The sequence below is a fragment of the Gilvimarinus sp. 1_MG-2023 genome (assembly GCF_030548285.1).
Genome location: NZ_JAUOSC010000010.1, coordinates 89,642 through 115,990 on the forward strand (window position 1 = coordinate 89,642; position 26,349 = coordinate 115,990).

General features: G+C 53.1%; 26 protein-coding genes and 1 riboswitch. Of the genes, 23 read left to right on the top strand and 3 right to left on the bottom strand.

The genetic code is table 11. From position 1 onward, the window contains the following. Window positions 1–199: 199 nt before the first annotated feature. The 3 genes from apbC to dcd all read left to right on the top strand — a co-directional run bounded on the left by apbC (window position 200) and on the right by dcd (window position 2,853). Window positions 200–1,291, top strand: a complete 1,092-nt coding sequence (apbC, locus tag Q4563_RS11880; RefSeq protein ID WP_215977207.1) for an iron-sulfur cluster carrier protein ApbC — start codon at window positions 200–202, stop codon at window positions 1,289–1,291. Between the two features lie 163 nt (window positions 1,292–1,454). Further along, a complete protein-coding gene (locus Q4563_RS11885) occupies window positions 1,455–2,105 on the top strand; it encodes a DUF5034 domain-containing protein (RefSeq protein ID WP_215977206.1) in 651 nt (216 codons plus the stop codon). 178 nt (window positions 2,106–2,283) lie between these two features. After that, window positions 2,284–2,853 (top strand): dCTP deaminase, encoded by a 570-nt coding sequence (gene dcd / locus Q4563_RS11890; protein WP_215977205.1) that lies wholly within the window; start codon window positions 2,284–2,286, stop codon window positions 2,851–2,853. Between the two features lie 96 nt (window positions 2,854–2,949). Here dcd and aroA read toward each other — a convergent pair whose 3' ends face one another. After that, window positions 2,950–4,236, bottom strand: coding sequence for a 3-phosphoshikimate 1-carboxyvinyltransferase (aroA, locus tag Q4563_RS11895; protein WP_215977204.1), 1,287 nt, complete (start codon window positions 4,234–4,236; stop codon window positions 2,950–2,952). Window positions 4,237–4,600: 364 nt separating this feature from the next. Here aroA and Q4563_RS11900 point away from each other — a divergent pair, with 364 nt between their 5' ends. The 18 genes from Q4563_RS11900 (at window position 4,601) to Q4563_RS11985 (ending at window position 24,200) form a co-directional block, all read left to right on the top strand. Next, entirely contained in the window at window positions 4,601–5,674 is a 1,074-nt protein-coding gene (locus tag Q4563_RS11900; RefSeq protein WP_215977203.1) for a porin, read from the top strand. A 12-nt stretch (window positions 5,675–5,686) separates the two neighbouring features. After that, window positions 5,687–7,687 carry a BCCT family transporter gene (locus tag Q4563_RS11905; RefSeq protein WP_215977202.1) on the top strand — a complete coding sequence of 667 codons (2,001 nt, stop codon included), beginning with the start codon at window positions 5,687–5,689 and terminating at the stop codon, window positions 7,685–7,687. Window positions 7,688–7,704: 17 nt separating this feature from the next. After that, window positions 7,705–8,415, top strand: a complete 711-nt coding sequence (locus Q4563_RS11910; RefSeq protein WP_215977201.1) for a ZIP family metal transporter — start codon at window positions 7,705–7,707, stop codon at window positions 8,413–8,415. Between the two features lie 73 nt (window positions 8,416–8,488). Then, on the top strand, window positions 8,489–9,391 hold the full coding sequence (locus Q4563_RS11915) for a Gfo/Idh/MocA family protein (RefSeq protein WP_303604628.1): 903 nt from the start codon (window positions 8,489–8,491) through the stop codon (window positions 9,389–9,391). 75 nt (window positions 9,392–9,466) lie between these two features. Beyond that, window positions 9,467–9,928 (top strand): type II secretion system protein, encoded by a 462-nt coding sequence (locus Q4563_RS11920; RefSeq protein WP_215977199.1) that lies wholly within the window; start codon window positions 9,467–9,469, stop codon window positions 9,926–9,928. Between the two features lie 176 nt (window positions 9,929–10,104). Beyond that, a complete protein-coding gene (locus tag Q4563_RS11925) occupies window positions 10,105–11,985 on the top strand; it encodes a metallophosphoesterase (protein ID WP_303604629.1) in 1,881 nt (626 codons plus the stop codon). 126 nt (window positions 11,986–12,111) lie between these two features. Continuing rightward, a riboswitch (cobalamin riboswitch) is annotated at window positions 12,112–12,259 on the top strand. A gap of 109 nt (window positions 12,260–12,368) precedes the next feature. Further along, window positions 12,369–14,201, top strand: coding sequence for a TonB-dependent receptor plug domain-containing protein (locus Q4563_RS11930; protein WP_303604630.1), 1,833 nt, complete (start codon window positions 12,369–12,371; stop codon window positions 14,199–14,201). A 28-nt stretch (window positions 14,202–14,229) separates the two neighbouring features. Further along, window positions 14,230–14,841, top strand: a complete 612-nt coding sequence (gene cobO, locus Q4563_RS11935) for a cob(I)yrinic acid a,c-diamide adenosyltransferase (RefSeq protein ID WP_215977196.1) — start codon at window positions 14,230–14,232, stop codon at window positions 14,839–14,841. Between the two features lie 33 nt (window positions 14,842–14,874). After that, window positions 14,875–16,368, top strand: coding sequence for a cobyric acid synthase (locus Q4563_RS11940; protein WP_303604631.1), 1,494 nt, complete (start codon window positions 14,875–14,877; stop codon window positions 16,366–16,368). Then, window positions 16,361–17,380, top strand: coding sequence for a FecCD family ABC transporter permease (locus Q4563_RS11945; protein ID WP_303604632.1), 1,020 nt, complete (start codon window positions 16,361–16,363; stop codon window positions 17,378–17,380). Before Q4563_RS11940 ends, Q4563_RS11945 begins: the two co-directional genes overlap by 8 nt. Beyond that, the gene (locus Q4563_RS11950) at window positions 17,377–18,183 is read left to right on the top strand and encodes a heme ABC transporter ATP-binding protein (RefSeq protein WP_303604633.1); all 807 of its coding nucleotides are present in this window, start codon (window positions 17,377–17,379) and stop codon (window positions 18,181–18,183) included. Before Q4563_RS11945 ends, Q4563_RS11950 begins: the two co-directional genes overlap by 4 nt. Continuing rightward, window positions 18,174–18,704, top strand: a complete 531-nt coding sequence (gene cobU / locus Q4563_RS11955; protein ID WP_303604634.1) for a bifunctional adenosylcobinamide kinase/adenosylcobinamide-phosphate guanylyltransferase — start codon at window positions 18,174–18,176, stop codon at window positions 18,702–18,704. The genes Q4563_RS11950 and cobU overlap by 10 nt, the downstream gene beginning before the upstream one ends. Further along, the gene (cobT, locus tag Q4563_RS11960) at window positions 18,701–19,741 is read left to right on the top strand and encodes a nicotinate-nucleotide--dimethylbenzimidazole phosphoribosyltransferase (RefSeq protein WP_303604635.1); all 1,041 of its coding nucleotides are present in this window, start codon (window positions 18,701–18,703) and stop codon (window positions 19,739–19,741) included. The genes cobU and cobT overlap by 4 nt, the downstream gene beginning before the upstream one ends. Next, window positions 19,731–20,348 (top strand): histidine phosphatase family protein, encoded by a 618-nt coding sequence (locus tag Q4563_RS11965; protein WP_303604636.1) that lies wholly within the window; start codon window positions 19,731–19,733, stop codon window positions 20,346–20,348. The genes cobT and Q4563_RS11965 overlap by 11 nt, the downstream gene beginning before the upstream one ends. Next, window positions 20,332–21,120 carry an adenosylcobinamide-GDP ribazoletransferase gene (locus tag Q4563_RS11970; RefSeq protein WP_303604637.1) on the top strand — a complete coding sequence of 263 codons (789 nt, stop codon included), beginning with the start codon at window positions 20,332–20,334 and terminating at the stop codon, window positions 21,118–21,120. The genes Q4563_RS11965 and Q4563_RS11970 overlap by 17 nt, the downstream gene beginning before the upstream one ends. Next, a complete protein-coding gene (gene cbiB, locus Q4563_RS11975; protein WP_303604638.1) occupies window positions 21,120–22,124 on the top strand; it encodes an adenosylcobinamide-phosphate synthase CbiB in 1,005 nt (334 codons plus the stop codon). Before Q4563_RS11970 ends, cbiB begins: the two co-directional genes overlap by 1 nt. Beyond that, window positions 22,121–23,197: a threonine-phosphate decarboxylase gene (locus Q4563_RS11980; RefSeq protein ID WP_303604639.1), complete on the top strand. Its 1,077-nt coding sequence runs from the start codon at window positions 22,121–22,123 to the stop codon at window positions 23,195–23,197. Before cbiB ends, Q4563_RS11980 begins: the two co-directional genes overlap by 4 nt. Window positions 23,198–23,318: 121 nt before the next feature. Next, a complete protein-coding gene (locus tag Q4563_RS11985; RefSeq protein ID WP_303604640.1) occupies window positions 23,319–24,200 on the top strand; it encodes a cobalamin-binding protein in 882 nt (293 codons plus the stop codon). 18 nt (window positions 24,201–24,218) lie between these two features. On the opposite strand, the gene Q4563_RS11990 is transcribed toward Q4563_RS11985, so the two are convergent. Beyond that, on the bottom strand, window positions 24,219–25,094 hold the full coding sequence (locus tag Q4563_RS11990; RefSeq protein ID WP_303604641.1) for an EamA family transporter: 876 nt from the start codon (window positions 25,092–25,094) through the stop codon (window positions 24,219–24,221). Window positions 25,095–25,142: 48 nt separating this feature from the next. Between Q4563_RS11990 and Q4563_RS11995 the strand changes: the two genes are divergently transcribed. Both Q4563_RS11995 and Q4563_RS12000 read left to right on the top strand, forming a co-directional pair. Beyond that, complete coding sequence (locus tag Q4563_RS11995; protein ID WP_303604642.1) at window positions 25,143–25,334, top strand: DUF3565 domain-containing protein; 192 nt, start codon at window positions 25,143–25,145, stop codon at window positions 25,332–25,334. A 106-nt stretch (window positions 25,335–25,440) separates the two neighbouring features. Beyond that, window positions 25,441–25,626 carry a hypothetical protein gene (locus Q4563_RS12000; RefSeq protein ID WP_303604643.1) on the top strand — a complete coding sequence of 62 codons (186 nt, stop codon included), beginning with the start codon at window positions 25,441–25,443 and terminating at the stop codon, window positions 25,624–25,626. A gap of 239 nt (window positions 25,627–25,865) precedes the next feature. On the opposite strand, the gene Q4563_RS12005 is transcribed toward Q4563_RS12000, so the two are convergent. Next, window positions 25,866–26,348 carry an FKBP-type peptidyl-prolyl cis-trans isomerase gene (locus Q4563_RS12005; RefSeq protein WP_303604644.1) on the bottom strand — a complete coding sequence of 161 codons (483 nt, stop codon included), beginning with the start codon at window positions 26,346–26,348 and terminating at the stop codon, window positions 25,866–25,868. Between the last annotated feature and the right edge of the window lies 1 nt (window position 26,349).

The window sequence follows — 26,349 nt, forward strand, 5'->3', positions numbered from 1 at the left end:
TCCGTAGTCATGAGCCTCGCCATCCATAGACGGCGGGGGCAAAAATGGAGCGGCACTATACCATTTTCGCGCCCTTTTTGCGCGGTAATTCAGGGGTTTACGAGGTCTGTGGTTGGATTTTGCAACTGTGCCCCCACCAATAGGCCACTGTTATTGATTAGCGCGCTTGTCAGATTACTTGCTAGAGGGTCCCAACGTCATGATTGATCAAACCGAAATTGCCCGAGTCCTCGGCGCTTTAGCCGATCCATACAATGGCACTAGCCTTGAAAGCCTAGGGGCGATTCAGTCGCTGTCCATCGAGGGGGGCAAGGTTCAGGTGAGCCTTGCGCTGGGGTATCCCGCAGCAACCGACGAGCGCCTTGCCGAGCAAGTCCAGCAGGCGCTTATGGCGCTGGATGGGGTGGAGGCGGTAGATCTCGATTTAAGTTGGACTGTCACCGCGCACCCCGCCGCCAACAGCGCACAGGCCGTGCCTGGGGTTAAAAATATTATTGCAGTTGCCTCGGGCAAGGGCGGGGTAGGGAAATCCACCACCGCCGCTAACCTAGCCTTGGCACTGGCGGCCGAGGGCGCTCGGGTAGGGGTGCTAGATGCCGACATCTACGGCCCCAGCCAGCCGCAAATGCTGGGTGTGGGCCAACGCCGCCCGCAAATTGTCGGTGAGGGTAAATCGCAGCAAATGGTGCCGATAGAAGCTCACGGTTTGCAGACAATCTCGATGGGGTATCTGGTTACCGAGCAAACCCCGATGGTTTGGCGAGGGCCTATGGTAAGCGGCGCGCTGAAACAGCTACTGGGCCAAACCTGCTGGGACGATGTCGACTACTTAATCATCGATATGCCACCCGGCACTGGCGATATCGCCTTAACCCTGTCGCAAAGTGTGCCGGTAACCGGCGCTGTGATTGTCACCACCCCACAGGATATTGCTCTGCTCGATGCCGTTAAAGGCATCGAAATGTTTCGCAAAGTGAATGTGCCAGTGCTGGGCGTAGTCGAAAACATGGCCACTCATGTGTGCAGTAATTGCGGTCATGAAGAGGCTATATTTGGCGCCGGTGGTGGCGATCGTATCGCCCAAGACTACAACACCGAGCTACTGGGCGCGCTGCCGTTATCACTTGCTGTGCGCGAACAGGCCGATAGCGGCACGCCCTCGGTCGCCGCTGAGCCCCACGGCGAAGCCGCACAAGCCTACCGTGCCATCGCCTTAAAAATGGCCGCCAATCTGTGGCGAGAAAACACCCAAGCCGCCCCCGGGCCTATATTTGAGACGGTTGGTGACTGACCGTTAGTTGCAGTAACTTTTCAGTAAAGCCGTGCCTTTGGGGTGCGGCTTTTTTGTCTATGGGGGCACTGTTTTTTAGGTTGGTTTTTAGCGACAAACGAGCTTAAGTCGAGAGACAACATGCTATTATTCGAGCTCTGTAACATATTTTAAAGGACTAATTATGAAAGCACCGCTGTTAACCTCCTGTGCTAGCTTTACGGCAATATTACTCAGTGCTTGCGGGGGGAGTGGTACCGATCCTTGTGGCGGGAGTTTGCCACCTCCATCTGAATACACCGTGAACGATTACCAAGTGTCGGTCATACAGCACGCGGAACCTATTACCGCCAATACCTATGACTATGGTGAGCCCGTGAACGGTGAGCCGGTATCCTGGAGCCAGCTTGGTGTTGTGTTGACGGCAGACGTTCAGCACTATCAGGTGCAGGCTGCGCCAACTCGCTGGAGCTTGTGGCCACTTGCGCTAGCCTGTAGTCCTGCCCCGTCGCAGCCGGCACAAACCGTCGTGTCTATTTCGGTTGTAAGCGATAATGCCTACACCGACGATTATCCTGCGGGATCGGACTTGTCGGGCATCGTGGCTCCATATGGCATGCTCGTTTGGGTGGATGCCGAAGACCTTAACGATTATTTTGTACAACAACCCGGTGCGCCAGAGCGGCTCTCGCTGTTTTTCACCGAGCCGCCTCAGTATGCTCGGCACACATTTACCATTACCGTCGAACTGGATGACGGTAGTCGTTTTGTATTAGACAGCCCCGACGTTGAAATGCAGTTTGGCTCGGTGTCCGCGTCGGTCTTGCCGCAGTGACCGATTGAATTCAAGACTGTTAAAACAGAGGCTAGGCTGGGCCAAATGGTTGAGTGCGACAAAGCAGCGCGGGAGACGGTTGAATGGGGAAATCAGCTGAGCGTGTAGGGTGCTCCCAATATAGGCCAAAAACCGCTATCATACGCGCCGCAATTACATCGTAATCTAAGGGGTCACAATGAGTATCAAATCCGATAAGTGGATGCGCCGCATGGCTGCCGAGCAAGGCATGATCGAGCCGTTTGAGCCAGGTCAGGTACGCCACGGGGCCGATCAGCAGCGTATTATCTCCTACGGCACCTCAAGTTACGGCTATGATGTGCGTTGTGCGGATGAGTTTAAGATCTTCACTAACGTGTATTCATCGGTAGTAGACCCTAAAAACTTTGATGAAAACAGCTTTGTCGATGTTAAAAGTGATGTCTGCGTGATTCCCCCCAACTCCTTTGCGCTGGCGCGCACTGTCGAGTATTTCCGTATCCCGCGCTCTGTATTGACGGTGTGCTTGGGTAAGTCCACTTACGCCCGCTGCGGCATTATTGTTAATGTCACGCCACTGGAGCCCGAGTGGGAAGGTCATGTGACGCTGGAATTTAGCAATACCACACCATTACCGGCTAAAATTTACGCCAACGAAGGCGTGGCGCAGATGCTGTTTTTTGAATCGGATGAGGTGTGTGACACCAGTTACAAAGACCGCGGCGGGAAGTATCAGGGCCAGCGCGGGGTAACCTTGCCGAAAACCTAATCTCTTCGGCTGAATGGTCGCGCATTAAAAAGCCCTTAACCCTGCACAGGGTTAAGGGCTTTTTTGGTATTCGGCTTGTGTGTAAGCCTAAGTGCATTACGCCTTGGTAATACGGTTGAACTCGGCAAAATACGTGGGGAAAGTTTTCGAGGTGCATTTGGGGTCATTGATTACAATATCCACATCCCCAAAGCTTGCCAGCGAAAAGCACATCGCCATGCGGTGATCGTTGTAGGTATCAATGGCCGCTGAAGTTAGACTTGTGGGCGGCTCAATGTAAATATAATCCTCACCTTCCTCAACCCTCGCGCCAACTTTGCGTAACTCAGTCGCCATAGCCGCTAAGCGGTCGGTTTCTTTAACTCGCCAGTTGTAGATGTTGCGAATACGAGTCGGGCCTTTGGCAAACAGAGCCGTGGTGGCAATGGTCATGGCCGCATCGGGGATGTGGTTCAAGTCCACGTCCACACCGTTCAGCTCGCTGCCGGCTTCCACTTCGATCCACATATCGGCGTAGGTGACTTTGGCCCCCATCTGTTGTAGTACATCGGCAAATTTAGCGTCGCCCTGAATACTAGCGCTGCCAGTGCCGTGTACTTTTACCGGCCCGCCGCCAATGGCTGCGGCGGCTAAAAAGTAAGAGGCAGAAGACGCATCGCCCTCCACCATAATCTCACCCGGTGATTGGTAGGTTTGTTGGCCTTGAATTTCGAACGATTGGTAGTCGTTATTGGTCACCTGCACCCCGAACTTGGCCATGGTGTCCAGTGTAATATCAATATAAGGCTTGGAGACCAGTTCGCCATCCACCTTGATGCAGGTAGTGCTTTGCAGCAGAGGTGCAATCATAAGTAAGGCGGTGAGGTACTGGCTGGATATATTGCCTTTAATACTGACTTCGCCACCGTTGAGTGGTTTACCTTGCAGGGTCAGGGGCGGGAAGCCATCGTCTTTAAGATAAGTAACCTCGGCGCCCAGCTGACGTAAGGCATCGATTAAGTCGCCGATAGGGCGCTCGTACATACGCGGTTCACCGGTAATGGTGAAAGTGCCTTCGCTAATCGCCAGTGCGGCGGTCAGGGGGCGAACTGCGGTACCTGCGTTACCCAAAAACAGCTCAACGGATTGACCCGCTTGAAAAACGCCTGCCAGTCCCGTCAAGCGACAAGTTTTTTTGTCTTCTGACAGAGTGTAATCGACGCCCAGTGCCTTGAGTGCGGTCAGCATATGGCTGACATCGTCACTGTCCAACAAGTTGGTAATAGTGGTTTCGCCTTGTGCCAGCGCTGCCAATAGGAGGATGCGATTAGACAAACTTTTCGAACCGGGCAGGGTGACTTCACCCCGGGCAGAGCGAATGGGCTTTAGCGTCAGTGTTTCCATGAAATAGAGCTCACAACGGGAAAAGGCGGCATTTTACCCAAAGCGAGCGGCTAACGCCATGGGAAGGTCCCGGTTAGGCGCTGGGGGGGCTTGTTTAATAGAATGGTGATCTGTTTGCACGGCTGGATTCGAAAGCGGTCACCTCCATGGTCTATACTGGTGAGAAATCGTTGCGCTAAGAACGCTCAATGCTCTTTTACGGGTTTGCTGCGTTCCTCTCTTGCTGTTCACATACCGCTGGCGGGTGCTCGCTATCGTCTGACATGACCCGCACGGTCACGTTCTCTACTGCCCCAAGGTTTAACGACGGGCAACTCTCCGGTTGGCATTGTCAGCTTTTTACAATAACTACACAGGGAAACCCATGACTAAATTGAAACAAGCCTTATTAATGCTTTTGGGTGGTGTAACAGCGGGTGCTGTTCACGGCGAGACACAGCTGTCTGCTGGTGTTTGGGGTACCTATCAATATTTGCCTGACGATAAAGCCAATAGCAACAGCGGCGGCGAGTTTACCGGCGAAGCGTTGATTCTCTACCTGGACGGTCACGCTGAAAGCGAAGGGCGCTGGCTTTATTCCGCGGAGTTTCGGGTGGGCCCCGGCAGCTTTACCGACACGGCTAATAATTCAACCGGTGATCAATACACCTTACACAAAGCCTGGGTCGGCTGGCAGTTTAATGACAGCAATACCTTGCGGGTCGGTAAATCTCAGGTTCCTTTTGGCTGGAAGACGAGTAATTTTTGGCCGGGAGATATCTTGCTGGCAGGCTATGGTGATCAGATGGATGTCGGGTTAAAGCTTAGCGGTGAACACGCAAAACTCGGTTATGACCTTGCCTACTACCACGCCGATGATTGGGGTGATAGCAGTACCGATACCGTCGATGATAATGGCCATTGGGGCAGCTCTGTCACCTATCGCAAGGTGCAGACTCTGGTTGGCAATGCCACGTGGGAGGTCGCGACTGATCATAAGTTGGGTGTGTCGGTGCAAAGTGGTGGTTTGCAAGACTTGAGTGGCAACCCGGACCGGCCGGTTTCGGGCGATCATCAGGCCGCGGTACTCTACTATGAGGGCTCGGTGGGAAATTTTTTCTCCAAAGCTTCTTGGATCACGCAGGAGCGCGACTTGCCTGATGAGTACGGTGTGCAAACTGGCCTGCAAACAAACGTTAAGAATCAGCGTTTTGCCGCTGAGGTTGGCTACAACAGTGGGCCCTGGTCGTTCTATTTGGATGCATCAGCTGCTCGGCCTCAAACCACCGGCAACAATGCCGATGACGTGGTCGCGGTCGCACCCGGCATGAGTTATAACTACGGCCCCGGCTGGATTTATCTTGAATACTTAAATCAGGATGGTTACGTTGATCGCAATGGCTGGGTCGGAGAAGGGGACTTTGAGGCTGTTTACTTATCGCTCGATTTTTACCTATAACACGGAGATAACATGAGTGACGCTAACGCAAACAATCAGGAGCAAGGCTCAAAAATTAATATCAAGGTAAACCCGCCGGTGTTTTTCGGTGCCGGTGGTTTGTGTCTGCTGTTTGTCTTGTACGCCGTTATTTGGCCCGCTCATGCCGAGGTGGTTTTTTCGGCAATGCAGGGCTGGGTGGTTCATTCGGCCGGCTGGTTTTATGTGCTGGCAGTTGCGCTGTTCTTTATTTTTGTGGTGGTGCTGGCGCTATCGGATTATGGGCGCATTAAACTAGGCCCCGATCACAGCGAGCCGGATTACAGTTATTTTTCGTGGTTCGCGATGCTGTTCTCGGCCGGTATGGGCATTGGTTTAATGTTTTTCGGTGTGGCAGAGCCAGTAATGCACACCATGACGCCTCCTGTGGGGGATCCCGCCACGGCAGATGCCGCGCGCGAGGCCATGAAAATTACATTTTTTCACTGGGGCGTTCACGCTTGGGCCATTTACGCGGTGGTGGCGCTATCGCTCGCTTACTTTGCATTTCGTCACAATTTGCCTTTAACCATTCGCTCGGCGTTCTACCCGCTTATTGGCGAACGTATTTACGGCCCCATTGGGCATGCGGTGGATATTTTTGCGGTATTGGGGACTTTGTTCGGGGTAGCTACTTCGCTCGGGCTGGGGGTGATGCAAGTTAATGCGGGCCTTAATTATCTATTTGATGTCGAAATAAGTACCGGAGTGCAAATTGCACTGATTGCCGGTATTACCCTGTTGGCAACGGTGTCTGTTGTGCTGGGTTTAGATGGCGGTATACGCCGGGTGTCAGAGCTTAACCTTTTTCTCGCCGTGGCGTTATTGCTGTTTGTGTTGATTGCCGGGCCAACTGTGCATTTATTGCAAACCTACGTACAAAATGTTGGTTATTATCTGTCGGGATTGGTGGAAACGACTTTTAACCTTTATGCCTACGAACCCACCGGTTGGATCGGCGGTTGGACGCTGTTTTATTGGGGGTGGTGGATTGCCTGGTCGCCTTTTGTAGGGATGTTTATCGCGCGGGTGTCACGCGGGCGCAGCATTCGCGAATTTGTCGTCGGTGTCTTGATGGTGCCGGTGGGCTTTACTTTTATGTGGATGACTTTTTTTGGTAATACTGCGGTTAATATGATTTTGGAGCAGGGTATCACGCAGCTTGCCGACGCGGTAGCGGCGGATTCCTCAGTAGCCTTGTTTCAATTTTTTGAATATCTACCCATGACGACCATTGCCTCGTTAGTGGCAACTGTATTGGTCATTACCTTTTTTGTGACCTCGTCGGATTCGGGCTCGCTGGTTGTCGATATGTTGACCTCGGGGGGTACGGAAGAAGATACGCCGGTTTGGCAGAGAATTTTTTGGTCGGTGTCTGAAGGCGTTATTGCCGCGTCACTATTGGTTGCCGGCGGGCTGGCTGCCTTGCAAACAGCAACCATTGCCAGTGCACTGCCATTTACCGTGGTGATGCTACTGATGTGTTGGGGCCTATTTAAGGCGCTCAGGCTGGAAATCGTTAAAAGAGTCAGTTTACGCGATGCCATGCTGGCGCCGCGGGTGGCAAAAAATCCGGTAACTTGGCAGAACCGTTTGGCGCGAATTGTTCACCAGCCCAAGCGTGACGATGTCCTTACTTTTTTACAGGGAGCAGTTCATAGCGCCCTGCGTAAAGTGGCCGATGAGCTCCATAGTCAAGGCTTGATGGCGAAAGTGGAGCAAGACGAACAAGACCGGTTGTGGCTTGAGGTTAATCACGGCGAAGAGACCGATTTTTTCTATTCCGTACACGTTCGGCCTTATACGCCCCCCACTTTTGTGATGCGCGACACCAGTAAAAAACGTGGTGAAACGCTGCGCTATTATCGCGCCGAGGTCTATTTAAAAGAGGGCGGTCAGGATTACGATGTGATGGGTTGGAGTGAGGAACAAGTGATTGCCGATGTACTTGACCAGTACGAAAAGCACATGCATTTTTTAAACGCGGTGCGTTAACTAGGGGTTGATTGGCTTTGCCTGAGTTATTGTTAATTGTCATTATTACTTGGGCATCGGGTGCCAGCGCACTAGTTGGTGCCTTTTTGGCTTGCTTTGAGTCCAGTCGTGAAACTGAGCGTAAGCAAGAGTTGCTACACGGTATCACCGCCTTTGGTGGTGGTGCCTTATTGGCGGCGGTGGCTTTTTCTTTAGCCCCGCACGCGATGAAGACGTTGAGTTTGGTTAGTTTGTCTTTAACGTTTCTTGCTGGCGGTTTGGTTTTTTGTGTTATCGATGCGTTTTTAGCAAAGCGCAAAGGTAGTATCGCCCAGTTCCTGGCAATGATGATGGACTATTTGCCGGAGGCTATGTCACTGGGAGCCGTATTTAGTCAAAACCGTAAAATGGGCTGGTTGTTGGCGGGCTTTATTGGCCTGCAAAATTTGCCAGAGGGTTTTAATGCGTTTCGCGAAATGCGCAGTAATCACCTGGCGGGCAAAAAAATTCTTTGGGCTATTTTTATCGCCACCGTGTTCGGGCCAATTGCAGCGTGGTTAGGCTATACCTGGTTGCAAGAGCAAGAAGTACTCACTGCAGCCATTATGAGTTTTGCTTCTGGCGGTATTCTATACCTTATTTTTCAGGATATCGCACCACAGGCAGTAATGCGCACGCACTGGATGCCACCTTTGGGCGCGGTGTTGGGGTTTATGTTGGGTATGTTGGGAAGCGCGCTGATGGGTTAGTCGCTCGGGCTTAACACATTAAAAGGCGTATACTAGGGCGAACTTTTTCACTCTTGAATGATAAGGAACCTGTATGCGCTTGGCATTAGTCGGCTTGGGGGATATTGCACAAAAAGCTTATTTGCCGGCCGTTAATCAGCACCTACCCGTAACTCCGGTGTTGTGCACCCGTAACCGCTCAACATTACACCAGCTAGCGGAACGTTACCGAATCAGCGAGTGCTATACTGACTTTGCAGAACTGCTACGCAGTCGGCCCGATGCCGTTATGATTCACTCCAGCACAGAAAGTCATTACGCATTGGCTCAGGCTGCACTTGCGGCGGGCATCCCCACTTTTGTCGACAAGCCTCTGAGCTACCGACTGGAGGAGGCCGAACATCTTATTGCATTGGCGCAAGCCGAAGATACGCCGCTGTTTTGTGGCTTTAACCGTCGTTACGCGCCGCTTTACCAAAAAGCTCTAGCCGTACCTTCCGTGAGCATTGTGTATCAAAAACATCGGCATAATCTGGCGGATGAGGCACGGCATTACGTGTACGATGATTTTATCCATGTCTTAGATTTTGTTCGCTTCTGTTCGGCTAAATCGGTGCAAAATATTCAGGTTCACGCCTGCCATCGAGCGGGGCGACTGGCTAACGTAACAGTGGCTTGGCAACACTCCGGCACCTCGTGTATCGCCAGTATGAATCGGATCAGTGGTCAAACCCGAGAGCGACTGGAATGCAGTGGTGACAATATTAGCTGGCAGGTGGATAACTTAAGCCAAGGGTTGCAGATGGAAAATAATCAAGCCTCGCCCATAGGCTTTGGAGATTGGCAGGAAACCCTGTACAAAAGAGGGTTTTACACGATGCTCGAGGCGTTTATGCAACAAGTTAAGTCCGGCCGGGCAGATCGTGAGTATTTACAGGGTGTTTTGCACACTCACCGATTATGCGAGGAAGTTTTACAGCAAATTCGACCTGAGTAGTCAATACTAGATATGGGGTAGCGCGCGCGTGCACTCGCGCAGCAGTGCCCGCCAATATCTGTACAGGAAACGATTATGCGACCAGCAGGCCTAGGCTTCACCTTAATTGAGTTAGTGGTGGTCATCACCATTGTCGGAATTTTGGCCGCCATTGCGGTGCCCAGATTTATTCAACTGCAAGGAGACGCGCGCAGGGCAGTGCTGGAAGGGGTGCAGGGGTCAATGATTGGCGCGGCCAACTTGCTTTATGCGCGCTGTGTGATTGAAGGCAGCGAACAGGCAGCGAGTACAATCTGTGGTAACGGCAATGGCAGTCATATCGACGTGGCTTATGGTTATCCTGTAGCCGCAGCCATTGAAAGCCTGCTCAATATTCAAAGCGATGACCTGGCCGAGAAGGCGACAACGAATGATGGTGTGATCGGTTACGATATCGACGATGACGGTGCTATTGATGCAAACTGCCGGGTAACCTATAGCGCTGCCGGTGGTATCAATGCCGCACCCAGTGTGGTGGTTAATGCTGCTAACTGTTGAGTCGAAGTGGCCGGTTAAAAAATATCGAAGTGTTAACTGCGTGGTGGCGGGCCAGCGTTGTAAACTATTGAGATTATATCGACCCACATAAAGTATGAGTTAACTTAATCGTGCGATAGACAATGTCATTTATATTTGTCTAGACTGGGAAAAATACTATTTTCCAGGATTGTACAATGATGTTTATTTCGCGCTTTTGGCTGTCTTTTATTGTTGTCGCCAGTATCGCCGGTTACGTTCAGGCTCACAGTGGCGCCGAACATACCCACGGCGAATCATCGCCAGCCAATGGGCTCGTGATTGATCATTCTTTGCCAGTGGTGCCCTGGACTCACTTACAGCTCAACAATCATCCCGATGCCTTTCAATTTGCGGTGGTGACAGATCGCACCGGTGGGCTTCGCCCCGGGGTGTTTTCCCAGGCGGTAGACAAGCTCAATTTGCTGCAGCCGGAATTCGTCGTCAGTGTGGGCGATTTAATTGAAGGCTATACCGAGGATCGCGCGCAGCTGGCGGCGGAGTGGAATGCGTTTGACAATATGGTTGAGCGTCTCGACATGCCGTTTTTTTATCTGGCAGGTAATCACGATTACACCAATGATGTCATGGCTGATGTGTGGCGCGAACGCTATGGCAAAAGTTACTACCATTTTGTCTATCGCGATGTGTTGTTCGTTATGCTCAACTCCAATGATGGTGGCTCGACGCACAGCTTTTCCGATGAGCAGGTGCAGTGGTTGAAACAAACGTTGCAAGACAACCCAGAGCCCAAATGGACTTTAGTGTTTACCCATGCCCCCATGTGGGATAGAGACGAGCAGGACCGGTGGGGTGAGATTGAAGCCGTGTTAGACGAGCGTCCTTTTACCGTATTTGCCGGGCATCATCATCGCTATGTCAAAGAGCAGCGCCACGGCCGCAACTATTTTACCTTGGCCACAACCGGCGGCATCAGTAGCATGCGCGGCACGCGCTTTGGCGAATTTGATCATGTGGTGTGGATCACCATGAGTGACGATGGCCCTATTATCGCCAATTTAATGTTGGATGGTATTTTGGATGAAGACGTGCGCACCGCTCATATGCGTGGGCTACAACATAATATGATTGATCGCGGTCGGTTATCGGTGCCGGCCCTATTGCACCGAGGTGATTTTAAGCAAGGCACAGCGGCTTTGCGTCTGACCAACGATGCGGATATTCCCTACACTTTAACGGCTGATATTTTGGGCTGCTCAGGTTTTGCCTTTACGGGGCTCTCGCCGCAAAGCATCACGGTGCCGCCTAACGAGGTGCGTCATATTGAGCTGCCGGTAAGCGCTGTGCAGCTGGCGCAGGACAATAGCAATGCCCTGGATATTCGCTGGCAACTTGAATATGACCATCATGGTGAACAAGTTAGCTATAGCGGCGAGCGCACACTGGCGATTAGCCGCGAATACCCGATTAGCCCACTGAAAAATCTGACCCTGGATGGCTCGCTCAGCGAGTGGCGCAATGCAGCATTTTTCTCATCGTTAAAACCGCACAATACTGATTCACTCGTGAGCCCGGCGGATGCGGACTTCTCTTGGTCGCTCGGACAGAGTGACCAACATTTAGTCATCGCGCTCGATGTGAAAGACGACGAAATTGTTCGGTTCGAGAGCGATCAACACCGCGGGCAAGACAAGCTGTTAATCTCTCTCGATGCTCGCCCTAAATCGCGCCGTTTGTTAAAGCCTACCTACGATAACCGCGTGCCCGGAGATCGCCAAATTATCTTGCAGCCGCCCGCACCCGGTCACCGCGCCAAGCTTATTGGCAAGCCCGAATTGTCAGATACGGTTTGGCAAAAAGTCCGTACGACCGAGGGCGGTTACAGCGCTGAGATAGCCATTCCATTTGCTCTGTTAAATCAAGACCACGGCAGTCGTTGGGATGGGGTGCGAATCAATATTCAAATGCACGATGTCGACGCCGATGGACACACAAATATGCTTCAATGGCTGCCCGCTTGGGGGGGTGACGAAGCCCATGCCGGAGCTGGCAGCTTTTACCGCGACCCCCCTCACTGATACGCAACAGCGCTTATTGGCAATCAATCGCGTGCGGCACCATGGGCAGCTATTCACTGAGTTAGCGCCCAAGGATTGCCGCACTCGATTGTTGGCTCAATTGACAAACGCCTCCTATCCCCTTACATTGCGCGCCACGATATAGGTGCCTGCTGCCTGGCGTTGCCAGAGTTGAGTAGGGTAAACGGGAAGACCGGACAATCCGGCGCTGCCCCCGCAACGGTGATCAAGCCACGCTTGTAAGCCCGATACCGGCCTGTATCCGAACCGTGATGGAGCGGAGGGCTACCATCTGGCAATACGCACGTCTATCGGCCAAGCGCCAAGCGCCGCATTGCTATTCCTCCCTCGATCCCAAGTCCAATTTGCTTAGGGGTTGAACCTTGAAAAAAACCATTTTAACGGCCGCCATTTTGGCCGCTTCCGGGGCGACAGCTGCCCAAACATCCGACAATAGTGCTGATATTCACGCCTTACTACCCAGCCTGGAAACCATGGTGGTGATTAGCTCGCGTCAAGAGCAACCAATGCGCGAAGTAGCCACTTCGATCGCCGTATTGGACGAGAGTCAAATTAAAGCGCGCGGTTTTACCGCTCTGGCCGATGCACTGCGCGCCATGCCGTCGGTTTCCATTACCAATACCGGAGGGATGGGAAGTCCTACCTCCATTCGGGTTCGCGGTGAGTCCGGTTACCGCACCATGGTGCGAATCGATGGGGTGGATGTAACCGACCCAACCGGACCGCAAGCCAGCGCTCAGCTGCAACATATTATGAGTGCCGATGTGGCACGGGTAGAATTGTTGCGCGGCCCACAGGGGCTTATGTACGGCGCCGATGCCGGTGGTGTACTCAATGTCGCAACCACTTCCGCGCAAGAGGATATGCAGATAAAAGTCTCTGCCGAGGGCGGTAGTTACGACAGCCAGCGCTACAATGCCAGTGTCGGTGGTCAAGGTGAGACATTAGATTATTTTATCGGTGCCTCTTATGTGGACACCGATGGCTTTAGCGCCAGTACTAACGATGAAATTCTGCTAGATAACGACGGCTACGAGAACACCACGCTGCACGCCCGAGTGGGTTGGGATATCAGTCAAGCGCTGCGTGTAGAGGCTGTTGTGCGCGACACCGATGCGACCAATGAATTCGATCGCTGTAGCTGGCCTTATCAAGACGATTGTGTGGGTGACTTTGAGCAAACTAATACAAGACTCAGTGCCACCTACCAAACCGATCGTTTCAGCAACGAGCTGGCTTATTCCAATACCGATGTCGCGCGAATCAATCACGCCGAAGGTGTGGTTTCTTACGATACGCAAGGCGAAATCGAAAAGCTGGAGTGGTTGGGTAGTGCCAAGCTTAATGAAGCGCACACCCTGGCCTATGGCCTTGAGCAACGCGAAGACACCGTGCTGGAATTAAACCGAGACCAATGGGGAGCATTTGCCGAGTATCAGGGCAAGTTTGCCAACAATGTGTACTTAACCGCCGGGGTACGGCGCGACGATAGCGATGACTTTGGCGACTACGATACCTATCGCATTAGCGGTGCCTACGTGTTGGATCTCGCTGCCGGTTCACTAAAATTTAAAACCAGTTATGGCACCGGCTTTAGAGCGCCGAGTTTGTTTGAAATTGACTATAATCGCCAGCAAAGCAACCCTGACTTAGCGCCGCTTACCCCAGAGGAAAGTGCAGGCTGGGATGCTGGTGTTGAGTACTACGCCAATAGCGGTTTGCACCTGGATGTGGTGTATTTTGATCAAACCATCGAGCGTGAAATTGAATGGAACGGTGGTTACGTGCAAAGCCTGGGCGAAAGCACCTCACAAGGGGTTGAAGTCGCATTGGATTTCCCTTTGGCTGACTGGGCGGTCGTCAATGCGAACTATACCTATACCGACGCCAAAACCGCCGAGGGTTCTGTGCGCGCACGCCAGCCCGAAAATATGGCCAACGTGGGGCTGACACTACAGCCACTACAAGGGCTGACTGCATCGTTCAATCTGCGCAGCGCCGAGGGCACGCAAGATCGCTTTGGCAATCCCATTGCCAGCTACCAAGTATTGGATGCCAGCATTCGCTATGCGGTAAGTGCCGGTTTGAGTGTGTATGTGCGCGGCGAGAATATTACCGATCAAGACTATGTTGAGGTGCCCGATTATCGCACCGCCGGTGCCTCGGCGTATGCGGGTGTCGAGGTCAGCTTTTAAACGAAAAATATAACTGTTAGGAATCACCATGACCGAAGAGCAGAGCAAAAACGAACGTCATAAAAAAGCCATGGAAAAACAAAAAGCCAAGGTCGATGCCCGCATCGAGCAGGCCGATACCGAGCGCGGTGTGGCTATTTTGTTGACGGGCAACGGCAAAGGAAAGTCCAGCTCGGCTTTCGGTATGGTAATGCGCGCGCTGGGCTATGGTCACAAGGTGGGTGTGGTCCAGTTTATTAAAGGCGCGCAGCTTTCGGGCGAAGAATTGTATGTAAAAAACCAGTGCCCACAAGTCTTTTTATATCAAATGGGCACCGGCTTTACCTGGAATACGCAAGATCGCAGTGGCGATATTCGCGAAGCGGAAAACACCTGGCGAGAAGCCGAGAAATTGTTAAACGACGAGTCGGTTGATCTGGTTATACTGGATGAGCTGACCTACATGATTGCCTACAAGTATCTGGACGAAGCGCGGATACTGACGGCAATCAAAAACCGGCCGCGCGAACAGAGCGTGGTGGTTACCGGCCGCGGTGGCGGCAGCGCCCTGCAAGAGCTGGTCGACACGGTGTCGGAAGTTAAAGATATTAAACACGCGTTTAAAGCCGGTATTAAAGCGCGTCAGGGCGTCGATTACTGATGTCCGCCAGATGCTGACCATGGGGCCCTCGTCATGACATGCTTGATGGTGCAGGGTACAACCTCCGACGCTGGCAAGAGCACTTTGGTGGCAGGTTTGGCACGCCTGTTAAAACGGCGCGGGGTCAATGTTGCGCCTTTTAAACCGCAAAATATGGCGCTTAACAGTGCCGTTACCGAAGGCGGTGGTGAAATTGGCCGTGCTCAAGCGTTGCAAGCCATTGCCGCCGGCGTGGCGGCGCATACCGATATGAACCCCGTCTTGCTAAAACCATCCTCCGATGTCGGGGCCCAGGTTATTATTCACGGCCAGGCCATCGGCAATATGCAGGCGTTGGATTATCACGCCTACAAAAGTACTGCGCGCGAAGCGGTGCTGGAGTCTTTTGCGCGCCTGCAAAGTCAGCATCAGTGTGTCTTGGTTGAAGGCGCGGGCAGCCCGGCCGAGGTTAACTTGCGCGAGAACGACATTGCCAATATGGGTTTTGCCGAAGCGGCTGATTGCCCGGTGATCATCATCGCCGATATCGATAAAGGTGGTGTCTTCGCGCATTTGGTGGGAACGCTGGAATTACTGTCGCCCAGCGAACGGGCGCGTGTGCAAGGGTTTGTGATTAACCGTTTTCGCGGTGATATCGCCCTGTTGCAGTCCGGTCTCGACTGGCTCGAAAACTACTCCGGCAAACCGGTGCTGGGCGTCGTGCCGTATTTGCACGATTTGTATTTAGATGCGGAAGACGCTATCCATTCGCAACAACAAAATCAATCGGCGCTATTAAATGTGGTGGTGCCGGTACTGCCCCGCATCAGTAACCATACCGATTTCGATGCTTTACGATTGCACCCGCAGGTCAACTTACAATATGTCAGTGTTAGTGAGGCATTGCCGCCATGTGATTTGGTTATTCTGCCCGGCAGCAAAAACGTGCGCGCAGACATGCAAGCGCTGTTCGAACAGAACTGGCAAACGAAGTTACAACGCCATCTGCGCTACGGGGGCAAGCTGTTGGGTATCTGTGGCGGGTTGCAAATGTTGGGTAAGACGATTAACGACCCCGAGGGTGTAGAAGATACACCTGGGCAGGTTGAAGGCTTGGGCTTTTTAGAGTTCACCACTGTATTGCAATCTGAAAAAATACTGAAAAATGTACGTGGCCAATTTACTTTGGCCGGCGCAAGCGCAGCGTACACAGGCTATGAAATTCATTGTGGAGTTTCTATGGGCGCCGCATTAGCGCAAGGCCCTTTCACAGTTGAGGATGCCACTTTGGGCTCCGATATAGCCACTCGCCACGAGGGTGCACTGAGTGCCGACGGTCAAATATTAGCGACCTATATTCACGGCTTGTTTGATCACCCGCAAGCTTTGCAGCAACTTCTGTTATGGGCCGGGGATACGTCTTGTGAGTGGCGCGCATTCGATTTGGCCGCACACCGGCATACACAATTAGAGCGCCTGGCTGATACCTTAGAGGTGCATCTTAATGAGCAGTGGCTGGCGCAGTTGGGAGAAAACGAAGATGTCTGATCCTCGAAAACGGCGCCGGCATATCACCTGGATTGTATTGAATCTGCTGTTCGGTACCAGCTTTATAGCGGCTATCGCCTTGGGCTCGGTGGCACTGTCAGTTACCGATATTGCCTCCGCGCTTCTCGGTCTGGATCGCACCGGTTTCGCCCGCGATATTGTGCTGAATATCCGCTTACCACGCGCTATTTTAGCGGCCACGGTAGGGGCTGTATTGGCCGTGTGTGGCACCTATTTACAAGGTATGTTTCGCAACCCATTGGCCGACCCGTCGCTCATTGGCGTGACCGCTGGCGCCTCGGTTGGTGCTAGTGTGGCGATTATTTTGGGCGGCGGTGCTATTGCCGGTGGGCTGTCACTGGTATCTCTGGGCGCTTTTGTCGGAGGCCTGGTATCGGTGTGGTTGGTCTATCGAGTGGCCACCGGGATGAACGGGACCTCGGTCGCTACCATGTTATTAATGGGTATTGCCGTGAGCGCACTGGCAGCCAGCATGACGGGGTTAATGGATTATTTAGCGGACAACGAAAGTTTGCGCCGCATGAGCTTGTGGCGCATGGGCGGACTGGACGGCGCCAATGGCTCGCGCGCATTGGTTATGCTGTTTATTCTGGCGCTTATGTTGGTGGCTATGTCGCGTACCAGTCACGCATTAAATACATTACTGCTGGGCGAGTCGCAAGCGCGGCACTTGGGCGTTCATGTCGGGCGTTTAAAAAACCAATTGATTGTCTGGGTTGCGTTGGGTGTGGGCGTCTCTGTGGCCGTGGCCGGTAGCATTGGATTTGTGGGGCTGGTGGTGCCGCATATGTTACGTCTGTGCGTGGGGCCTGATCACCGTACGCTGGTGCCTATGTCGGCACTGGGTGGGGCCAGTTTACTTCTGCTGGCCGATACATTGGCTCGGGTTGTATTGTCTCCAACTGAGTTGCCGGTCGGCTTGGTAACGGCGTTAATTGGTGCACCGTTTTTTGTGTTTTTACTGTTGCGCCACCGGGAGTTAATTCGATGAGCCTGCTTCGAATAACAAACCTCAGTGTGGAAATTAACCACAAGCCATTGTTGCAGCCTTTAAGTCTAACCGTAACCGCAGGCGAGGTCGTCTCTATTATTGGCCCCAATGGTGCGGGAAAAACGACTTTTTTGCGTGCAATTAGCGGCGATATTGCGGCGACGAGTGGCAGTGTTTATCTGGAACAATCACCGCTGCAGCAAATTGCTCCGCGTACGAGAGCGCGTCAAATGGCGGTACTGTCTCAACATAATGCGTTAGAGTTTGCGTTTACCGGGTTTGAGGTTGTCGCCATGTCGCGCAGCCCGCACAGTACCGGTTCGGTGTTGGACTTAGAAATTTGTCACGCTGCTATGGCGGCTATGGATGTGACTCATCTTGCCGAGCGTTTGTACCCCACCTTATCCGGTGGTGAACAACAGCGCCTGCATCTGGCGCGAGTACTGGCGCAAATATGGCGCGAAGAGGACGCCGGCCAACGTTTGCTCTTACTGGATGAGCCGGTTACCAGTCTCGACCTCGGCCATCAACATCAGCTTATGGCTGCCATACGCCGCTTTGCCGCTACCGGGGTTAGCGTGCTGATGACCGTGCATGACATTACTCTCGCCGCAGCATACAGCGATCGTATTCTGGTGCTGAATAACGGTCACAATGTCGCCTGCGGAGCCCCGCAAATGGTGTTAACTCAAGCCTTGGTGGAGGAGGTGTTTGCCATGCCGGTGTATATACTGCCGCATCCGCAAACCGGGGCTCCCATTGTGGTGGGCAAGACTGCGCCAGAAGAGCCCCTATGCGATTAATTTTAGGTGGCGCGCGCAGCGGTAAAAGTCGCTTCGCCGAGCAATCGATAATGGCGCAGGTGCAAGAGCCTTCAAATCTCTATTATGTGGCCACCGCCGCCGCTGGCGACAAAGAAATGCAAGCGCGTATTACCCGGCATAAGCAAGATCGCGGCCCGAGTTGGCACACACGGGAAGTGTCCACGGCGTTGGCGGCCACTTTATCTGGCATCGGCGATACCAATAATCAAGTACTGGTGGACTGCCTAACCCTTTGGATCAGTAATTGTTTACACGCTGGGTGTTGGCCACAAGAGCGGGATTTACTCTTGCAAGAAATCGACAGGCAGCTTGCCCAAGGGCGCAGTCCGAATTGGACCTTTGTTAGCAACGAAGTGGGCTCTGGCATTGTACCGTTGGGGCAGTTGTCGCGTGATTTTGTCGATGCCAGTGGCTGGTTGCACCAAGCGCTGGCCGAGCGCTGCCAACAGGTCACTTTGGTAGTAGCGGGTCTGCCATTAAGTTTAAAGGGTGAGTTATGAACACCGATTGGCTCTATCAGGCCGCGCAAACCATTGATGCACAAAGCACCCAAGCGGCGCTGAAGCGTCAGGCTTGCCTTACCAAGCCGCCCGGTTCCCTGGGGCAATTGGAATCTTTAGCGGTGCGCTTTGCCGGTATGCAGGGCCGAGCGATTGCCCGCATGGAGCAGATAACCTTGCGTGTATTTGCCGCCGACCACGGTGTGGCGGCGCAAGGAGTATCGGCGTTTCCACAGTCGGTTACCGCGCAAATGGTGGAAAATTTTTGTCAGGGTGGGGCGGCTATTTGCGTGTTGGCGCAATCGCTGGGGGCCGATTTTAAAGTGGTTAACTTAGGTTGCGTGCGCGAAATTAACGACCGAGTCGGTTTGGTCAATACGCCTATTGCACCGGCTACACAAGATTTTAGCCAAACCTGCGCCATGAGCGATAGCCAATTGGCCACCGCGCTTAGTGCCGGTCGCGGGCAAGTGGTGTGCGATGCCGATCTTTTTATTGGTGGGGAGATGGGCATTGGCAACACCACGGCGGCCAGTGCGTTATTGGCGGCGCTGTTTGAATTGCCCAGTGAATCGATTGTCGGGCGCGGCACCGGGGTGGACGATGCCGCCTTACAGAAAAAATGCGAGCTTATCGATCGTGCTCTTGCCTTACACGCAGGCAAATGCAACGACCCGTTAGCGTTACTCGGGGCTCTGGGCGGGTTCGAAATCGCCGCCTTAGTCGGTGCCTACATTCGTTGTGCACAGATCGGTGTGCCTGTCTTGGTCGATGGGTTTATTACCACCGCCGCCGCTGCTGTGGCACTGAATATTAACCCCAGTATTCAACCTTGGCTGGTGTATTCACATCTATCCAACGAGTCTGGCCATCAAACCGTATTGGCTACACTCGATGCGACACCGATTTTATCGCTCGATATGCGCTTGGGTGAAGGTAGCGGCGCGGCACTGGCCGCCGGTGTTATTCGCCAGGCATTGTTGCTGCACGCTTCTATGGCAACTTTTGCCGAGGCGGGTGTTGCCGGTGCAGATTGACCTCTTAAGGCACGGTGCCTGTAACGGTGGGCATATTTTTCGCGGCTCTATCGATGTGCCGCTGAGCGAGCAGGGCTGGCAGCAAATGTCCACAGGCTTGCAGGGCTTGCAAGGGCCCTGGCAATCAATTATTAGCTCGCCAGCGATTCGCTGCCAAAATTTCGCCCGCAGTGTCGCAGAGGCACATGGGTGCGAGCTAACGTTGGATGAACAATTGCGAGAAATACATTTTGGCGATTGGGAGGGGCAACCGGTCGAGCAGGTGTGGCGCGAACAAGAGAGTTTGTGTCTGGCTTGGTCGCGTGCGCCTGACCAAGTAACACCGCCTAACGGCGAGCCCTACAGCGCATTTAAAGCGCGGGTGTTAACGGCCATTGCCAGACTCAGCGATACCTATGGTGCGAGTGATAAGGTGTTAATAGTGACCCACGGCGGGGTGATTAAAAGTTTACTGAATGTCGCACGCGGAGAAGCGCCTGCCGACATGATGCAACTTAATATCGATTATGGTTTTAGTGCATCGCTCTGTATGAACGGGCCTGAATTTAACCGAGAGAGTGTTCGTATTATCGCCCCTGAGGAAGAAAGCTATGTCTATCGTGCCTAAGCTTGCCCCCTGGTTGCAGGCATTTTTGTATGCTGTGGTTTTTTTAACGCGCTTGCCGGTTGCCCGTTGGTTGCAAAAACCCGATGCACAAGTTATCGCGCGTGCTGTGTATTTTTACCCACTGGTAGGTGTGCTCTTAGGGATTCTTCTCGTGTTGTTTGCCTATGCCATTGCGGGTTTGGGTGTGTGGTTGGCCGCAGCGCTGACCATTGCGGCATGGGTTGTGTTGACCGGCGCACTGCATCTGGATGGCTTGGCCGATTGCATGGACGCCTACTACGCCGGCCATAAAATTATCGACCCTACCCAAATGCGCGAGCGTATTTTGCAAGTGATGCACGATCCAGTCTGCGGCGCGGTGGCGTTGGTAGCGTTAGTGCTACTGCTGTTAACCAAGGTCGTTGCCCTGGCCAGCTTATGGCAGCAGGGCACTTCATTGGCCCTATTGCTGGTGGTGCCGTTTCTGGCACGAGTGACGATTTTACCTTTTATGGCCCTGGCCGATTACGCCCGGGACTCAAACCAATCCAGCCCTGCAACCGAACCCGGCACTGGCATCTTGTGGTTGGTGGCTCTTTGTTATCTGGCGCCGATGGTGATGGGCTTTTCTGTGTTCACCAGTTTCGTATTGCTCGGCGCGCTGACGGCGCTACTGATTTATTGGTGGCGCTTTTGGTTTACCCAAATAGGCGGTTACACCGGAGATTGTTTGGGCGCGTTAGTCGAGTTAAGCGAACTGTTGTTATTAATATTGCTGGTGGCGATTTTTTAATGCCGAGCCTTCGCGCAATCAGTGAACTAATGAACGGCGGCTTGTTGCTCTGTTTGTGTGTACTGGCCGGTTTGCTGCTCGATCGTTTACTGGGCGAGCCTAAATATGGTCATCCATTAGTGGGGTTTGGCCGTATTGCCACGTGGTTGGAGGCCCGCCTCAATCAACCGATTAATTCCAGAGTCAGTTCTAGACTTAACGCCACTATCGCTGTCAAAGCGCTTGGTGTATTGGCGTTTTTGTTGGCCACCGTGCCGTGGTTATTACTTGCCAGTTGGTTGTGGTGGGGCTTGGATTTACACTGGCTGTGGCGCTGTCTGATCGGCAGTGTTGCGGTGTACTTAGCGGTGGGCTGGCAATCGTTGGAGTTGCACGTGCAGGCGATAGTCACTGCGTTAGAGCGAGGTCAATTGCCGCAAGCGCAGAAGGCCACCGGCCTGATTGTCAGTCGCGACTGCGAGTCCCTCAGCGAAGAGGGCGTCGTGCGCGCAGCGACAGAATCACTGCTGGAAAATACTTCCGATGCGGTTATTGCGCCTTTATTTTGGTTTGCCGTGGCCGGTGTGCCGGGCATTGTTTTATATCGTTTGAGCAATACGCTCGATGCCATGTGGGGTTATCGCAATTCCCGATTTGTTCACTTCGGTTGGGCCGCTGCTCGTTTTGACGATGGTTTGAATTTTATTCCCGCGCGCATAAGTGCTTTGGCATTAATAGTAGGCGCGCTTTCTTTTCGCGGCTTTGCTGTGTGGCGTCAATGTGCCTGCTACTGGTCGAGCCCTAACGCCGGGCCGGTGCTGGCCGCAGGTGCGGGCAGTTTAGGTATTGTGCTCGGTGGCGGCGCTTCGTATCACGGCGTGTGGCAAAATAAACCGGCAACGCCGGGCAACGCGGCCACACTTAACGATCTGCCAAGGGCGATCGTATTAACTCGCCGGGCGGTTATTATCAGCGCGCTTGCGTTATTGTTGGCGAGCTTATTATGGCGCGGGTGTTGCTCATGAGAACTCAGGCCGAAGACTCTACAGATGCAAGCCTAGAGCCGAAGCAAGCCATTCAGACACCGCGCCACGGTGGTGATTTGGCATACGCCACCAACCGCTTCGGCCAGCCTCGCGACGGTTGGCAGGACCTTTCTACCGGTATCAGCCCCTGGCCCTATCCCTTGCCGGCACTGCCGCCCCAGTATTGGCACCATTTGCCTACGGATAATCGCGACCTCTTGGCCGCAGCAGCGCGTTACTATGGTATCGCGGCACAATTTATAACGCCGCTACCCGGCAGTCAGGTGGCCATTGCTCAATTGCCTGAATTATTTCAACCCGCCGTGGTGGCAGTGCCTGCACTCGGCTATTCAGAACACCACATACAGTGGTGTCGGGTGGGGCACAAGGTGCGTCTGTACTCTACCCTGGATGAGTGTGAACACTGGATACTGACCGGTCAGGTAAATCATGTGGTGGTGATTAACCCTAACAACCCCAGCGGTGAATCAGTTCCGGCGCAACGATTGCAAAATTGGGCCGAGTGGCTCAGCGGTGCACTGGTGGTGGACGAAGCTTTTACCGACTGCGATACCCGCCACACGATGGTGCCGTTTGTTACCTCGCAGACTAACGTCTGGGTACTGCGCTCCCTGGGAAAATTTTTTGGCTTGGCCGGAGCCAGGCTCGGTTTTTTAATCGGTGCCCAGCCGGAGAAAATTCAGCGCGCACTGGACCCCTGGGCCGTGAGTGGGCCCGCGCTTTGGGCCGGCGCTCAAGCCCTGCAAGATAGCCAATGGCAAGACGCTCAGCGTCTGCGAATTAAACACAACAGTGAGAGACTGTACACACTGCTGCGCCAGACGTTACCCGGTGCGATTACGTTGCACAATGGCGGCCTGTTTGTCACCTTATGCACAACGGATGCTCAGGCAAAAGTGATTTTGCGGGCATTGTACGAGCATCTGGCAAAGGCGGGGATCTTTACTCGCTGGGGGTATGAGTCGGACGATGCGCTGCCGGCCTGGTTGCGGCTCGGCCTACCCGCGGATGACGGTGCGCGCTTGCAGTTGGCTTTAGAGTGTTTTATTTAAGCGAAACACCAAATTGCAAAAATACAATGAGCTGGCAACCGCCAGAATTACAAAGTGGAGAGTGATAAATAATATGCTAAACATTAGCGCAAAAAAAACCTGTGCACTTTGGTTTGTGCTCATGCTATTACCTGTTAAAGCCCTCGGCCAAACCCCTGAGGCGTCGCCGGAAAATACAGAGAACAGCATCAGTGTGCAAGATGCGCGCGGGCAATGGGTGACACTCGAGCGCCCGGCGCAGCGCGTGGTGGCTCTGGCGCCGCATATTGTGGAAAACGTTTACGCCGCCGGCGGCGGTGACAAGCTAGTGGCGGCGGTCAGTCACAGTGATTATCCCGCCGAGGCAAGCGAGTTGCTCCAGGTGGGCAGTTACAAAGTGGTCAATTTCGAACAGATTTTGGCGTTAAAACCGGATTTGGTGATTAGCTGGGCGTCGGGTAATGGTGAGGCCGTGGCGGCGCAGTTAGAGCGTTTGGGCATTACCGTGTATGTCGATGAGCTGCGCAGCTTGCAAGATATTGCCCGCGAGGTACGCGTTTTAGGTGAGCTATTGGGTACTCGCGAGCAGGCCAACAAGACGGTGGATCAATGGCAAGAACGTTTGGCGCAACTTGAACAAAACTACCGCGCCACCGAGCCGGTTAGCGTGTTGTACCAAGTGTGGAACGACCCACTACAAACCCTTAATGGCGAACACCTAGTCAGCGATGTTATTCGTTTGTGTGGAGGTCGCAACGCTTTTGCCGATGCGGTTTCTATTGCCCCCAAAATTAATATCGAGTCGGTGATTGCACGCGATCCGCAAGCGATTGTAGCCAGTGGCATGGGCGAGGAAAGGCCCGAGTGGTTGGACGAGTGGCGGTTTTACCCGACGCTGCAGTCGGTACAAAATAAACACTTATTTTTTGTGCCGCCCGATATTATTCAGCGCCACACTTTGCGCATACTCGACGGTGCTGAACTTATGTGTCGGCACCTGCAAACGGTGCGGCAACCCGGCTAACGCATTGACTGAATGTTATTAGGCCGTTTGCGGCCGGCAGACCCAAACGGCCAATGCAATCACAGCGCCGCCTATTAGTAAGCGCGGCCAGTCGGCACTCTGTTGCCAAAACAATACATTGACCAAAATACCGGCGGGTATTAGCAAGTTGTTCATACTTGCCAGCTGACCAGTATTAACACGTTTGCTGGCCATGGCCCAGGCCAAATAGCCAAAGCCCGAGGCGCCTAAACCGAGCCAAATCAATACCAGCCATTCGGTAAGGCTATTGGGCACTTTTTGCCAGTCGGCAAACAATACACTGCCCAAGCCCGACACCAAGGTCGCGCCCAAAAAGAAACAGGCGAAGGTTTGTACTTGCAGTTTGACGTCGGCAATGGGCAGCCTTCGGTAGGCCACCTGGCCCAATGCAAAACATAAATTGGCCGCTTGAATCAGGCAAAATCCGGTAATGGCATCGGCGCTGATATTTTGATAACGAATAATAAGCGCACCCATTACTGCCAGAGCCGAGCCCAACCACCAGCGCAGAGGCAAATGGCGTTTGCCCAGTAGAACCTCATCGATTAAGGTAATCCAAAGCGGGGTGAAAATGGTAAACAAGAGCACTTCGGCTACGCTCAGGTAGGAAAAAGCGTGATAGAGAAACTGATAGGTCACGCCGACCTGTACCGCACCTATAAAGGTCAATACCAAAAGTTGCTTGCCGGGCAGTTGGCGCGGCTTAAAAAATGGTAGCAGCACTAAAAAAGCCAAGAACACGCGAATAAACACCGCTAGGTAACTGTCCACTTGGCCGCTTAAATAGACACCAATTAGCGAAAAACTAAACGCCCAAATAAGAGTGACGATACACAGCACCACAATGGGCGATGGTCGAAAACGGATTATCATACTTAGTAGGCCTGTGTATAAAAGCGGGCAGTTTACCACGGGAGCACTATGCACCAGCCTATTGTTGGTTATCACCAAGACGAAGAAAACCACTGGGTCGCAGAACTGGCCTGTGGTCACAACCAGCATGTGCGCCATAAACCGCCCTGGGTAGTGCGGCACTGGGTGACCACCGAAATGGGGCGAGCGGCCATGTTGGGCACTCAGCTCGACTGTAAATTGTGCGATCAGGGCAACTAGGGAACCTCTGAGGACTTAATTAGAGGTTCCCTAAGCGCTTGCGGTGAGAGCTACTCTGCCAGTATGCTTAAAGCCTGTTTAGTGTCTCTCTTAACGGCCAAGTTCGATGTCTAATGTTGTACCCTTTAAACGCCTCAGCCCTAAGCAAAAGCACAAAGGGAAAACTCTGTGCCGCAGTGGCTTTCACAAATGGGAGGTGGTTACCAACCAGCAGTTTGATGTGAAGCAGGGCAAGTTGGTGACGCGCTATCGGTGTAAGCGTTGTGGTAAAGAAAAAGTAGACGCGCATTAATTGCTAAGCTGGCGCGAGGTGTTGACTAAGGGAGTAGGCGCCGGCAAAAAACAATGGTGCTAAACGGATATAAAACTAGCAGCCATTAAAAAAGGAGCGCTAAGCGCTCCTTTTTTAATGGCTGAAAGACTCAAGTTTTCAGTCTATCAATCTGACCGTGTCGAGTCTTTCAGCTCTGAGCTTGCGGGTTAAAGGCAAACTCGGGTGACCACAGTGTGGCCACGCATTGTCGCTGCGACTTAGTGCTCGTGACCACCGGCGCCGTGGGCGTGGCCGTGCTCTTGCTCTTCAGAGGTCGCTTCGCGCACATCGGTGATTTCCACATCAAAGGTCAGGTCTACGCCCGCCAGTGGGTGGTTGGCATCAACGGTAACATTGTCGCCGTCGACGGCGGCGATGCTAACAACCTGAGTGCCTTGTTCAGTTTGGGCGTGGAACTCCATGCCGACTTCGATTTTCTCAACGCCGGTGAACATGCTAGCGGGGAGCTCTTGCATCATTTCGTCGTTGCGCTCGCCGTAGGCTTCAGCCGCTGGAACGTCTACTTTTAACTTGTCGCCAACTTGCTTGCCAACCAGTTCTTTTTCCAAACCCGGAATGATGTTACTTGCACCATGCAGGTAAGCCAGAGGCTCGCGGCCGTCAGAAGAATCAAGTACCTTGCCTTCTTTGTCGGTGAGCGTGTAGTGAAAACTGGCAACGCAGTTGTCGGAAATATTCATA